Origin of the sequence: Nocardia sp. NBC_00508, from assembly GCF_036346875.1 — a bacterium.
In the GTDB taxonomy this organism is placed as follows: Bacteria; Actinomycetota; Actinomycetes; order Mycobacteriales; family Mycobacteriaceae; genus Nocardia.
In genome coordinates, this window is record NZ_CP107852.1 from 5,321,097 (window position 1) to 5,333,344 (window position 12,248).

A 12,248-nucleotide genomic window follows, 5' to 3' on the forward strand; every position below is an offset into this window, starting at 1 on the left:
GTATCCGAGCGACGGCCTCCACTCGGACAGCCTCAGCCCACCGTCGCGGTTTCGTGTTCCAGCACTTCGCTCGCCGCCCGTTCGCCCGAGCGGATGGCTCCATCGATCCAGCCGCACATGACCGCGGAGCTTTCGGTTCCGGCCCAATGAATGCGGCCGCAAGGTTCGCGCAGGGCGTGGCCGAACTGGGTGAGCACGCCGGTCGGTGCGTGGCTGAGCATCCCGCCACCGGAGTAGCGCTCGTTGCTCCAGTTCTGCTCGATGTAGTCGATGGGGGATCTCGCCTTTTCGCCGAATCGGTCGCCGAGGTCGCCGAGTATCGCCGCCCGCCGTTCGGCTTCGTCGAGTTGTCCGAGCTGTCGTGCGATGGGCCCCTCGACGATGACACACAGGACGCCGGGCCGCCCGGTGTCCGTGCAGGCGTCGATGGTGATGGTCGCGGGGGACCCTGGCGCGGCAGACTGACCCGACAACCCGTCACGCCGCCAGAACGGTTCGTCGTACACGGCGGAAATTTTGATGATCGAGCCGCTCGGCATGCGCTGATGGAGGAACGAGCGATCCATCGGCAACATGGGCTCGTAGCGGATCTGGCTGGCGATCGCGAGTGGAACGGCCACGATCGCCCGGCGTGCGCGCACGCTCAACTGATCGGTACGAACCGTCACCCCGTCGGCGTCCTGCTCGATGAGCCGGACCGGCTGCGAGAGGCGGATCGAGTCGCCGATCTCGGCGGCCATCGGCCGGTAGATAGCGCCCATGCCCCCGACCGGACGGGCGTCCTGCGCGCCGTCCTTCACGCCCAGGACGAAGTTCGGCCCGCCACCCGATGCCATCTGATAGAGCACGAACAGTAGCGACACCTCCGACGCTGCCGAGGTGTAGCAGCCGGCGATGGCGGTCTCCAAGAGGTCATGGGCGGGCTTGGACAGGACGTTGCCATCCAGCCAATGCGCCAAGCTGATCTGATCCCACTTGTCGGCCTTCTTCGCGGCCCACGGAGCTTCGAGGGGAACCGACTTGCACAAATGCCCCAGTTCGAGCATGACCGCACCCAGATTCATCGCCGCCCACGGGCTCATGGTCCACGGGATCGTGCCCGTGTAGCGGTGCTGTTTGCCGTCGACCACCATCATGGCCTCACCGTCGGTGTACTGCTTGTAGCTCGGTACTCCGAATTCGTTCATCAAGGCCTGGATCCGGTCCTGTCCCGGCCCGATCCAGGCGCCACCGCGGTCGATCCAGGACCCGTCCGGACGCGCTTCGGTGAATGTCCGCCCGCCGAGCCGGTCGCGCGCTTCCAGCACCGTTACCGATCGACCTGCCTGTGTCAGCCGTAGTGCCGCCGTCAGTCCCGCGAATCCCGCGCCGATTACGCAATAGTCGACGTCTGTCATGGCAAGCCGCCCTCGTGTCGGAGTTCTGCGCGTCACCGCCCTGTGGCCGCCGCGCGATCGCCGCACCCTAGAGACCACGGGTGCGATCACCCTTCGATCAGGCATACGAGTCGAATATTCGGCAATTCTATAGCAAATCTCGAATCGGGTCAGGCCGGTGACCAGACCCGTCGTTTTCGGTGCGCACGATTCGGAAGCTGCCTAGGCTCACGGGGCTTGTTGTTCGACAGCCTGGAGTTTCCTCAATGACGATGTCTCCGTCCTCGGCACACGGCCGGTTCGGCCACGCGCCGCACGGTTCGCCGATCGATACCGACGGCCCGCGAATTCCGCTGTACGCACCGGAGTTCGCGGCGGATCCGCACGGCGCCTATCGCGCGATGCGCGAACAGTATGGGTCGTTGGTGCCGGTCGAGTTGGCGCCGGGCGTGACCGCGACGTTGGTGGTCGGGTACTACACCGCAGTGCGGATCTTCAACGACCCGGAGCATTTTCCGGCCGATCCGCGCACCTGGCAGCAGAGCATTCCGTCGGACTGCCCGGTGCTGCCGCTCATGCAGTGGCGGCCGAACGCGCGACGTAACGACGGGGCCGCGCATGCCCGCTACCGGCAGGCCAATGCCGCGGGTCTCGATAAGGTCGATCGGTACAGCCTGCACGACACCGTGGCGCAGCTCGCGGTCCCACTGATCAACTCCTTCTGCGCGGACGGGTCCGCGGATCTGGTCCGGCAGTACGCGTTTCCGCTCGCCTTCGCGGTGCTGAATGCTCTGCTCGGTTGCCCGACCGAGATCGCGCAGCGCGCGGCGACCGGGATGGCCGCGATCTTCGAGGGCGTCGACGCGGAACGCGGGAACAAGATGCTGATGGACGCGCTGGCGGAGCTGATCCTGCTCAGGCGCACCGAACCAGGCGACGACGTGACGACGCGGATGCTGGGGCATCCGGCCGAGCTGACCGATGCCGAGATGGCTCATCAGATAGGCACACTGTACGGCGCCGGCATCGAACCGGAGCAGAATCTGATCGTCAACACACTGCGCCTGATCCTCACCGACGAGCGGTTCGGCGGCAGCGTGCTGGGTGGGAGCCTGTCGACGCGGGACGCTCTCGACGAGGTGTTGTTCAACGATCCGCCGATGGCGAACTTCTGTTTCAGCTTCCCGAAGCAGCCGATCCTGATCGACGACGTCTGGCTGCCCGCCCATCAACCGGTCGTGATCAGCGTGTCCGCCTGTAATAACGACCCCGCGATCAGGACGGGCCAGGTGGCGGGCAATCGCGCCCATCTGGCTTTCGGCGGCGGGCCCCATGTGTGTCCGGCTAGTTCGCTGGCATACCTGATCGCCCAGGATGCCATTGACCAGCTGCTCGACGCTCTTCCCGAGATTCGCCTCGCGGTGCCACCCGACGAGCTGACCTGGCGGCCGGGTCCGTTCCACCGGGCATTGACCGCACTGCCGGTCGTCTTCCCGGCATCGCCTCCGCTCCGCGTGGACTAGCGCGAGGCCTGCTGGCGAGGCGGCGAGACTGCCCGGACGAGGGCTACTCGGCGTCCTGGTCCGGGCGATGAATGTGCTGCTCAGAGCGCTCAGTTGGGTGGTATCGGCGGTACCGGAAGGAAGCGGGCGCGCCGGATTTCAGTAATGCCAACTTGAAAGTTAGGGCAGGCGAACATTATGATCTCCGTGTATGAAGGCTCGGTTCCACCGTTTGCTTGTTCTACCCCCGCGCCGGTTGGCCGCCGCCGCCACAGTGGGCATCCTGGCATTGGCCGTCACCGCCTGCGGGGCGAGTGAGGCCGGGCGCAACGAGCGGCCGGTGGTGCTCACCACGTTCACGGTGCTCGCCGATATCGCGCGGAACGTGGCGGGCGAGCACCTGACCGTCGAGTCGATCACCAAGGCGGGCGCGGAGATCCACGGTTACGAGCCGACTCCCGGCGATATCAAGAAGGCCGCGAAGGCCGACCTGATCCTGGACAACGGCCTGAACCTGGAGGCGTGGTTCACCCAATTCGTCTCCGACGTGCACGTGCCGCATGCCGTGGTCAGCGAGGGCGTCGCGCCGATCGGCATCAGCGAGGATGCCTACCAGGGCAAACCGAATCCGCACGCGTGGATGTCGCCGCAGAACGCACAGATCTACGTCGACAACATGGTGCGCGCGTTCAGCGAACTCGCGCCCGCCCATGCGGCTGATTTCCGCGCCAACGGCGAGAGGTACAAGACGGAACTGCGCGCGGTGCGCGACGAACTCGTCGGCACCCTGAACGCGCTGCCGACCAACGAGCGCGCCTTGGTGACGTGCGAAGGCGCGTTCTCCTACCTGGCGCGCGACGCCGGGCTCACCGAGAAGTACATCTGGGCGGTCAACGCCGAGCAGCAGGCCACGCCCCAGCAGATCGCCTCGGCCATCGACTTCGTCCGGCAGCATCGGGTGCCCGCCGTGTTCTGCGAGTCGACGGTGTCGGACGCGCCGATGCGGCGGGTGGTGGAAGCCAGCGGCGCCGCGTTCGGGGGCACGCTGTACGTCGATTCGCTGTCGGAGGCCGATGGTCCGGTGCCGACCTACCTGGCGCTGATCCGCCACGACGCGCAGACGATCGGTTCCGCGCTGACCGGGCGCAGGCCATGAGCGCGCCGGCCATCGAGGTGCAGGGCGTCACGGTCCACTACGGCGACGTGCCTGCGCTGGAGCGAGTCGACCTCACCGTGGATTCCGGACGGGTCTGCGGTTTGATCGGGATGAACGGTTCCGGCAAGTCGACCTTGTTCAAGTCCATCATGGGTCTGGTCCAGCCCGACCGAGGGACGGTGCGGATCAACGGCGGTCCACCGGTGGCGGCGCGGCGGGCGGGTGTCCTCGGTTATGTGCCGCAGAGCGAGGACGTCGACTGGAGCTTCCCGCTTTCGGTGCGCGACGTGGTGATGACCGGCCGTTACGGCCGCCTCGGGTTCACCCGCCGCGCGCGCAAGGTCGATCGCGAGGCCGTCGCGCACGCGCTGGAGCGGGTGGAGTTGACCGACCTGGCCGACCGGCAGATCGGCCAGCTGTCCGGCGGGCAGAAGAAGCGCGCCTTCGTGGCGCGCGGCTTGGCACAGGGCGCGACCGTCCTGCTGCTCGACGAGCCGTTCGCGGGCGTCGACAAACGTTCGGAGGCCACGATCACCAGGCTGCTGCGTGATCTCGCCGCCGACGGCGCCACGATCCTGGTGTCGACCCATGATCTGCACGCCCTGCCCGGTCTCGCCGACGAGGCGGTGCTGCTGATGCGCACCGTGCTCGCGCACGGCGATCCCGATTCGGTATTGCAGCCCGAGAACCTGGCCAGGGCGTTCGGCTTGGACGTGATGGACCGGGTGTGAACCCGGCTGAATGCGAGATAGACCAATGAGTTTGACCGAAATCATCGTGGACCCGCTCCGCTACGAATTCATGGTGCGTGCGCTGGCGACCACCGTGACCGCGGCATTGGTGTGTGCGGTGCTGTCCTGCTGGCTGGTTCTCATCGGGTGGTCGTTGATGGGAGACGCGGTTTCCCACGCGGTCCTGCCCGGCGTGGTGCTGGCCTACATCGTCGGGCTGCCGTTCGCGGTGGGGGCGATCGTGTTCGGGTTCTTGGCGGTAGCGCTGATCGGCGTGGTTCGTGACACCAGCCGGATCAAAGAGGACGCCGCCATCGGCATCGTGTTCACCACGCTGTTCGCGTTCGGGCTGGTGCTCGTGTCGGTGACACCCAGCCAGACCGACCTCAACCACATCGTGTTCGGCAATCTGCTCGGCGTCAGCCGCGCCGAACTGGTGCAAGTCGTGATTCTCGCGGCGATCACCCTCGCCGCGCTGATCCTCAAACGCCGCGATTTCACGCTGTACGCCTTCGACCCCACGCACGCGCACGCCATCGGTCTCAGTCCTCGCCTGCTCGGCACCGCCCTTCTCGGCCTCTTGGCCTTGACTGCCGTCGTCGCTCTCCAGGCGGTCGGCGTCGTTCTCGTGGTCGCCATGCTCATCATCCCGGGCGCGACCGCCTACCTGCTCACCGACCGTTTCGGGCGAATGCTGATCATCGCCCCGACCGTCTCGGTTTCCTGCGCTGTGACCGGTCTGTACGTGAGCTATCACCTCGACACCGCGCCCGGCGGCATGGTCGTCGTGGTCCAGGGCCTTGCCTTCACGGCCGTGTATCTGTTCGCGCCCCGGCAGGGAGTGATCGGTCGGCGTATCTCGGCGCTTCGCCGGAACCGGAGTGCCGTTTCGGTGGATGCCGCGGTCTGACATTTGCGGTCGGCATGTTTCGGCCGACCTGCTCTGGTTCGAGCTCCTGCGGCATCGACGGGACAGCGACGTGACCGGAACCAGCGTCAGGTCTGGCGCTCGAAGATCGCGGCGATGCCCTGCCCGCCACCGATGCAGCTGTGCATCCACCACAACACCGCGTCTTTTGGAGCGGGCTGCATTGCGTTGGTACAGGTTAGGGCTCGAGCACGATTTTGCCGTGGGTGTGTCGGCGTTCGAGTTCGGTGTAGGCCCGGCGGACCTGTGTCAACGGGTAGACGTTCGCGATAGGAACTTCGAGGTGTCCCTCGGCGATCAGGGCGGCCAATTCGGCGAGTACCTCGGCGCCCGGCCTGGCGTTGGTTCCGGGTTCGGTCTTGACTCCGTACTTCGCGGCCGCTGCGAAATCGGCGATGGTGTCGATCCGCTCGACCGCGACGCCGAGGGCAAGGGCAAGTTCGACGTACCCGCCGCCGTTGGTGTCGATGAAGGCATCGATGCCGCCCGGTGCGGCGGCCTTGATCCGGTCGATGGCGCCGTCACCGTATGCGACCGGGATCACGCCGTGGCTTTGCAGCCACTCGTGGTTGCTGTCGCTCGCCAGGCCGATGACCGTGGCTCCGGCACGGCGCGCGAGCTGAACGGCGAGCGAGCCGACTCCTCCGGCTGCTCCGGAGACGACAACGGTCTCCCCCTTGTCGAGCTGTACGGAATGCACTGCCCCCCAGGCAGTCACCCCGGCGACGTACAGGCCGCCCGCCACCTCCCATGAGACGTTCTTCGGTTTGGGTGTGAGGTTGTCGACGTCGACCAGGACCAACTCGGCCTGGGCGGCCCGGTTCTCGGAGAACCCGATCACCTCGTCGCCGACCGAGAATCGGTCGACTCCGACGCCGACCTCGGCGACAACCCCGGCGAGATCGCTGCCTTGCCCGGACGGAAACGTCGAGGGAAAGATGCCGGCCATCGCGCCGGTTCGAATGGCCGCCTCACCGGGGTTGATGCCTGCCGCCTTTACCCGAACCAGCACCTGCCCGTCGTCAGGCACGGGGCGGTCGACATCGTCGACCCGCAAGACCTCGATTCCGCCGAACTCGTCGTATCTGACTGCCTTTGCCATTGTCTTGCTTCTCCTCCGATGCACGCGCGCGCCTGACCTCGAGAACGGGAATGGTGGGCACCGGTGTGCCCGTCACCAGGGCACCGTTCCGGCGTCGTCGAAGAATCCGCCGGTCGCTCCGTCGTCGGGCAGGGTCGCGAGGTGAATTGCGATGGCCGCACCCTGTTGCGGTGTACGGACGCCGCGAAAGCCGTTGAGGTCGGTGGCGGTGAAACCGGGACAGCCGGAGTTGATCAGGATGTTGGTATCACCCAGTTCCTTGACGTATTGGATAGTGAGGGCGTTGAGGAAGGTCTTCGAGGCCAAGTAGGCGGCGGGAACCGGGCCCATGTCGATGCCGGGTGTGGTTTGCAGGGCGAGCGAGCCGACGCTGCTGGACATGTTGACGATCCGCGGTGAGGCCGAGGCGCGCAGCATAGGCAGCATCGCGTTGGTGACCCGGATGACCCCGATCACGTTGGTTTCCACGACAGCTCGCACGGTCGCGGGATCGACCGTGGTCGGTGTCTGCGGCGAACCGCCGGTGATCGCGGCGTTGTTGACCAGAACATCGAGCCCTCCGGCATGGTCGGCGATCAATTCGGCCGCCGCGGCCACACTTGCGTCGTCGGTCACGTCGAGCGGCACGCCGAACGCATCGGTCCCGGCCGCGCGCAGCTTCTCCACCGCGGTGTCGCGGCGTTGCCGATCGCGCGCGCCCACACCGATTCGCCAGCCGAGCGCGCCCAGGCCCGCGGCGATCTCGTATCCGATTCCCTTGTTCGCGCCGGTCACCAGCGCAATCGTCTGTTCACTCACACCGCCGATCCTGCTGCGGCTCCGGGTGCAGCGTCCAAGACCGATCGGGTGGGCGGCGATACCGCACGGGTATTGGTCGTGGTCATCGCCGGATACCATGACCTGGTGGAGACGCGGGAGATGCGATACTTCGTCGCCGTCGCCGAGGAGTTGCACTTCGGGCGGGCGGCACAACGGCTCGCGATCGCGCAACCACCACTATCGCGAGCCATCCAGCAGCTCGAACGGCGGCTCGGAGTCGTCCTGCTGCACCGCACCGCTCGCGCCGTCGCCTTGACCGAGGCCGGGGCGGTGCTGCTGCGGGAGGCCCGGACCGCGCTCGACGCGGTCGAAGCCGCCGAGCGGCGAACCCGCCGTGCCGCGGCCGACCAGCCCGGTGTGGTGCTGGCCACCAAGGCCGGAGCGTCCAGCGAACTGTTGTCGAAGCTGCTGCACGCCTACACCGCCGAACCGGGCGCCGTGGCAGTCGAGGTGATGCTGTGCGGGCCGGGCCAGCCGGAAAGTCTGCTGCGCAACGGGCGTGCCGACGTTGCTCTGCTCCACCGGCCTTACGACACGACAGCCGGATTCGACACCGAGGATCTGCACACCGAACAGCAGGTCGTGGTCCTGCCCGCGGGGCACCCCCTCGCCAACCGGCCCCACATGTCGATAGCCGAGGTTTCCGCCCTGACGGACCTGCCCCTGCCGCGCTGGCCTGGACGGGATGGCAGCTATCCGGACGGTCCCGGCCCGCAGGTGCGCGACCATACCCAACTATTCCAACTGATCGCGCTCGGACTGGCCTGCGCGGTCGTGCCCGAGTCGCTGCGAACCCAGCTACGCGACGATCATGCCGTCGTGCCCGTGCCAGACGCACCCGCCGTCACGACCGTCATCGCTTGGCCGCCACACAGCAGATCCAAAGCCGTTGCCGACCTTGTCCACACCGCGACACGCCTCTAATCGACACCACTGTTCGCCGACCGTATCGAGCATCACCAATCTTTCGGGATACATCCGGATTCGGGATACATCCGGAAATGCCGCAACCCGCGCGGTTCGAAGCCGGCTGATGCGTGCCTACGGAAGACCAACGGGCCGAGCGCCTTACAGCCGTGGCCTAGAACTCAGCCGCCCGGTTGCCGACGTGCAGCCGGGTCGCTGTCGGCCTGGTACCGGCGTAGTCCCTCGTCGGACACCCGAGCGTATTCGGCGAGGCTGCGGACCGAGGTATGGCCGGACAACTTCATCAACATCGGTGTGGACGCGCCGTCCTCGGCGGCGTGGGTCAACCGGGAATGTCGCAGTTGGTGCAGGACGTAAGGGCCGTCGTCGTAGTGCGCGGTGTGGGTTTCGAACAGTTCGGCCGCGCGCCGGTAGGACAGCCGGGCCCGCCCGGTTTTCGGGTCGATGTCGCCTGCGGCCGCAGTGCGTCGTTCAGCTGATCACCCTGCGGCACTGTCGAATCCGCGCTGGTCAGAGATCGCTGACGCGACTTTTCTCCGCACTGGACCCCTCGGGCCGAACTCACCGGACGGAATGCGCGCAGTGTCGAGGATCTGGTCGATCTGCTGGTGGCGATCGAACTACACGCCATCCACCGCTAGCCGGTACCTGCTCTCCAGGCCGTCGAGCAGCGATTCCAGACCGACCTCGAAAGCGTCCCGATCGATCCGTTGTTCCCGATCGGCCAGCAGGTGCGCCTCGTTCAGATGTGGATACGCGTCGGCGTAGACCGCCGCGTCGGACGGGAAGCCCGCGGCGAACGAGCCGAGGGACGCCCCCGTGAGGAAATACCGCATGAGTGTGCCGACGGTGGTGGCCTCCCGGCGCGGCCAGCCCGCCGCGACGAGGCCGCCGAAGACCGCGTCGGCCATGCGCAGTGCGTTCGGCCGATGACCTGGCCCGCTGGCCAGGGCCGGAACGATGCGTGGGTGCGCGGCCATCGCGGTGCGATAGGAGCGCGCCCAGGCACGCAGCGATGCTCGCCAGTCCGGGTTGGCGGCCGAGAGTTGGTCGAACATGGCGATGTCGACTTCGCCGAGCACGGCGTCGACCACCGCATCGATGAGGTCGTCCTTGGTGCGGACGTGGTTGTACAGCGACGGTCCCTGCACTCCCAGTTCGGTGGCCAGCCGTCGCGTCGACACGGCCGCCAGCCCTTCGGCGTCGACGAGGGCGAGCGCGGTCTCGACGATGCGCTCGCGGGTCAGCAGCGGCCTGCGCGGTCGGGCCATCGGGGACTCCTTTCGATCTGCCGCATTGTCGCAGCCAGGCACTGATACTTGCGCCGCTGGTTTCAGTGTCCTACGGTGTGACGGAAACTTGCGCTGCTAGTTTTTTGGAGAGCGATGTCGAGATTCATCAGGCGGTCGGTATGAACGCCACCCTGTCGTTGGCCGGCATCCTGGCCGGACAGGCGAGACGGCGGCCGGATCGGGCCGCGCTGATATACGGGTCGCAGCGAATCGCCTTCGCTCAGTTGTGGCATCGGGCGCGCGGGCAGGCCGCGGCGTTGATCGACCTCGGGGTGCAGCCCGGTGACCGGGCAGCGCTGATATGCCCGAATCTGGTGGATTTCCCGTGGCCTACTACGCGATACTCATCTCGGTCACGGATGTTCCCGGCGGCGTGCAGGCCGAGCGTCGTATAACGATCGCCGCCGAGGGGGCGCAGCGTCCGGCATGTGTCGCCGAGAGCATTGTTCGGTACCTCGGCTGAATTCACTCACATTTCTTCTCTCGGGATAGAGTCATGCCTATTTTCGATATTGCGGTGCGGATGAGTGCATAGTTGTCGTCGGAGCCAAAATTCGGTTCGTGACTTATGTGGGTGACGTAGTGACAGTGCTGGATCGGTAGTTCAGGATGAAAGTGTCCGTATAAAGATTCGATTACGGACGCTCAGGAAAGGCTTGCAATGAAGCACGGAATTCGTCGCCACGTATTCGGCGCCGCGGTTGTCGCCGGTATCACCACTCTCGCCATGAGCCTCGGCGTCGCGGCCGCCGACACGGAACCGGATGTTAGGTCACCGGAGCAACAACTCGTCGACGAGCTGGCCGCGGGGCTGGGAGCCGCACCCGACGGCAGGCAACCGAAGGTGATCGTGGACTCCGGCAGCAGCTCGGGTTCGGCTGCGCGCAGCTACGCATCCGCCGCGGTCGGCGAAGGTCCCGAGATGTCCGCCTACCTGGCGGCTTTCATGCACGCGCTGGCTCATCCCGACGCGTCGCCGCCCGGAGTCAACCGGGAGAACTGCACCCCGTCGCCCGCGCACCCGCGGCCTGTGGTCCTGGTGCACGGGACCTGGCTGAACGCCTACGACACCTTCGCGTACCTGTCGCCCCGGTTGGCGCGTGCCGGATACTGCGTCTACGCATTCAATTACGGCCGATCCGGTCTTTTGCAGGGCGGTGGCATCGGCCCGATTATGCCCGGCCGCTACGGTGTGGGCCCGATGGAGGATTCCGCGCGGCAATTGCGCGATTTCGTCGAGCAGGTGCGCGCCACGACCGGGGCGGACCGGGTCGATCTCATCGGCCACTCCCAGGGTGGGCCGGTGTCGAGCCAGTACATGAAGTTCGAGGGCGGCGCCGACAAGGTCGGAAAACTGATCACCTTCGGAGCGACCCACCACGGCACCTCGCTGATGGGAATGGCCACCCTCGGGCGGCTGATCACCGATATCGGCATCAATATTCTGGGTTTCTATGAGCCGATCGTGGGCCAAGCGAATATCCAGCAGGCGGTCGGATCGCGGTTCTACGCGAAATTGAACGAAAGCGGCGACACCGTGCCCGGCGTCGAGTACACGTCGGTGGGCCCCCGGCACGACGAGGTCTCCAATCCCTATGAATGGACCTTCTTGACACCGGGACCGGATGCGACGGTGCACAACATCACTCTGCAGGACGGCTGTGCCGAGGACTGGTCCGATCACCTGACGATCATGTACTCCCCCCGCGCGGCCTCGATCGCCCTGCGTGCCCTCGATCCGGACGCGAATCCGAATCTCGTCTGCGCCTTCAACCCGTGGATGATCGGAGGGGCGAGTCACTGATCCCATCGAAGCGATCGGCCCTGTGGCCCGGTCCTTGGTGTGCGCCAGGGCCGGGCCACAGGGCTGTCTCAGCGCGAAAGGATCAGACACTCGATTCGATCGCGACGCTGCCGCGGGTGACCGCCCGGCCAGTCGGCGCCGACCCGTTCCCGATGAAGAACTCGCGAGCGGTGGGTATCGCTGGCCGCTTCATCTTCGCACTGATGCGAGCGATGGTGGTACGCAGCAGTATTCGCCGTGCGATTCCAAGGTGTCGCGATCTCCTGCGCGCCCGCCGGGCGGGTGTGCCGACGCCGTCGCAGGAGTTGTGAGAGTGCATCATGCCGCGTAGTTCCGCACTGTGCACGACCGGTATCCGCGAATCGACAACAGATAGAATCAGTGAGCTGCATCACATCTCGGTGCGTGTAGTGAACTTCGGGCACCCCCGTGTCGGGTATGCCACCGGCTCCTGTGATATTTCCGGCCGTGCCGCGACATCCAGTGGGCGCGCGGGATGACGGCACCGCTACACGCTCGGATAGCTGCCGGTAATGAAAACGCGGGGTTACATATACCGAACCGCTCGGCGATACGGCACGTCCGAGCCGTGGCATCGATTGTTGCTTGGG

The 12,248-nt window shown here is 66.3% G+C and carries 12 protein-coding genes and 1 pseudogene; 8 read left to right on the forward strand and 5 right to left on the reverse strand.

The window, feature by feature from the left end; genetic code table 11:
* Positions 1-32 precede the first annotated feature (32 nt).
* Entirely contained in the window at positions 33-1,397 is a 1,365-nt protein-coding gene (locus OHA40_RS23760) for a flavin monoamine oxidase family protein (RefSeq protein ID WP_330229093.1), read from the reverse strand.
* 245 nt (positions 1,398-1,642) lie between these two features.
* Here OHA40_RS23760 and OHA40_RS23765 point away from each other — a divergent pair, with 245 nt between their 5' ends.
* From OHA40_RS23765 to OHA40_RS23780, 4 genes are all read left to right on the forward strand, one after another.
* Positions 1,643-2,899 (forward strand): cytochrome P450, encoded by a 1,257-nt coding sequence (locus OHA40_RS23765; protein WP_330229094.1) that lies wholly within the window; start codon positions 1,643-1,645, stop codon positions 2,897-2,899.
* A gap of 190 nt (positions 2,900-3,089) precedes the next feature.
* Positions 3,090-4,034, forward strand: coding sequence for a metal ABC transporter substrate-binding protein (locus OHA40_RS23770; RefSeq protein ID WP_330229095.1), 945 nt, complete (start codon positions 3,090-3,092; stop codon positions 4,032-4,034).
* Entirely contained in the window at positions 4,031-4,765 is a 735-nt protein-coding gene (locus tag OHA40_RS23775; protein WP_330229096.1) for a metal ABC transporter ATP-binding protein, read from the forward strand. The genes OHA40_RS23770 and OHA40_RS23775 overlap by 4 nt, the downstream gene beginning before the upstream one ends.
* A 25-nt stretch (positions 4,766-4,790) precedes the next feature.
* On the forward strand, positions 4,791-5,675 hold the full coding sequence (locus OHA40_RS23780; RefSeq protein WP_330229097.1) for a metal ABC transporter permease: 885 nt from the start codon (positions 4,791-4,793) through the stop codon (positions 5,673-5,675).
* 196 nt (positions 5,676-5,871) lie between these two features.
* Here OHA40_RS23780 and OHA40_RS23785 read toward each other — a convergent pair whose 3' ends face one another.
* Together OHA40_RS23785 and OHA40_RS23790 are read right to left on the reverse strand one after the other, a co-directional pair.
* Positions 5,872-6,795, reverse strand: a complete 924-nt coding sequence (locus OHA40_RS23785; protein WP_330229098.1) for an NADP-dependent oxidoreductase — start codon at positions 6,793-6,795, stop codon at positions 5,872-5,874.
* Positions 6,796-6,867: 72 nt separating this feature from the next.
* Positions 6,868-7,593, reverse strand: coding sequence for an SDR family NAD(P)-dependent oxidoreductase (locus OHA40_RS23790; RefSeq protein WP_330229099.1), 726 nt, complete (start codon positions 7,591-7,593; stop codon positions 6,868-6,870).
* A gap of 105 nt (positions 7,594-7,698) precedes the next feature.
* Here OHA40_RS23790 and OHA40_RS23795 point away from each other — a divergent pair, with 105 nt between their 5' ends.
* Positions 7,699-8,538 carry a LysR family transcriptional regulator gene (locus OHA40_RS23795; RefSeq protein WP_330229100.1) on the forward strand — a complete coding sequence of 280 codons (840 nt, stop codon included), beginning with the start codon at positions 7,699-7,701 and terminating at the stop codon, positions 8,536-8,538.
* A gap of 164 nt (positions 8,539-8,702) precedes the next feature.
* Here OHA40_RS23795 and OHA40_RS23800 read toward each other — a convergent pair whose 3' ends face one another.
* Together OHA40_RS23800 and OHA40_RS23805 are read right to left on the reverse strand one after the other, a co-directional pair.
* Positions 8,703-8,987 (reverse strand): tyrosine-type recombinase/integrase, encoded by a 285-nt coding sequence (locus OHA40_RS23800; RefSeq protein ID WP_330234344.1) that lies wholly within the window; start codon positions 8,985-8,987, stop codon positions 8,703-8,705.
* A gap of 174 nt (positions 8,988-9,161) precedes the next feature.
* The gene (locus OHA40_RS23805; RefSeq protein ID WP_330229101.1) at positions 9,162-9,812 is read right to left on the reverse strand and encodes a TetR/AcrR family transcriptional regulator; all 651 of its coding nucleotides are present in this window, start codon (positions 9,810-9,812) and stop codon (positions 9,162-9,164) included.
* Between the two features lie 140 nt (positions 9,813-9,952).
* Here OHA40_RS23805 and OHA40_RS23810 point away from each other — a divergent pair.
* The 3 genes and pseudogenes from OHA40_RS23810 to OHA40_RS23820 all read left to right on the forward strand — a co-directional run.
* Positions 9,953-10,096 (forward strand): annotated as a pseudogene (locus OHA40_RS23810) (hypothetical protein); the annotation flags it as partial.
* A gap of 38 nt (positions 10,097-10,134) precedes the next feature.
* Positions 10,135-10,296, forward strand: coding sequence for a hypothetical protein (locus OHA40_RS23815; protein ID WP_330234498.1), 162 nt, complete (start codon positions 10,135-10,137; stop codon positions 10,294-10,296).
* 198 nt (positions 10,297-10,494) lie between these two features.
* On the forward strand, positions 10,495-11,637 hold the full coding sequence (locus OHA40_RS23820; protein WP_330229102.1) for an esterase/lipase family protein: 1,143 nt from the start codon (positions 10,495-10,497) through the stop codon (positions 11,635-11,637).
* Positions 11,638-12,248: the final 611 nt, after the last annotated feature.

Excerpts from the sequence above, each read along its gene's own strand:
- OHA40_RS23765 (WP_330229094.1), top strand. The coding sequence starts at position 1,643 with ATGACGATGTCTCCGTCCTCGGCACACGGCCGGTTCGGCCACGCGCCG.
- OHA40_RS23785 (WP_330229098.1), bottom strand. The coding sequence starts at position 6,795 with ATGGCAAAGGCAGTCAGATACGACGAGTTCGGCGGAATCGAGGTCTTG.
- OHA40_RS23760 (WP_330229093.1), bottom strand. The coding sequence starts at position 1,397 with ATGACAGACGTCGACTATTGCGTAATCGGCGCGGGATTCGCGGGACTG.
- OHA40_RS23780 (WP_330229097.1), top strand. The coding sequence starts at position 4,791 with ATGAGTTTGACCGAAATCATCGTGGACCCGCTCCGCTACGAATTCATG.
- OHA40_RS23820 (WP_330229102.1), top strand. The coding sequence starts at position 10,495 with ATGAAGCACGGAATTCGTCGCCACGTATTCGGCGCCGCGGTTGTCGCC.
- OHA40_RS23775 (WP_330229096.1), top strand. The coding sequence starts at position 4,031 with ATGAGCGCGCCGGCCATCGAGGTGCAGGGCGTCACGGTCCACTACGGC.
- OHA40_RS23815 (WP_330234498.1), top strand. The coding sequence starts at position 10,135 with ATGCCCGAATCTGGTGGATTTCCCGTGGCCTACTACGCGATACTCATC.
- OHA40_RS23770 (WP_330229095.1), top strand. The coding sequence starts at position 3,090 with ATGAAGGCTCGGTTCCACCGTTTGCTTGTTCTACCCCCGCGCCGGTTG.
- OHA40_RS23805 (WP_330229101.1), bottom strand. The coding sequence starts at position 9,812 with ATGGCCCGACCGCGCAGGCCGCTGCTGACCCGCGAGCGCATCGTCGAG.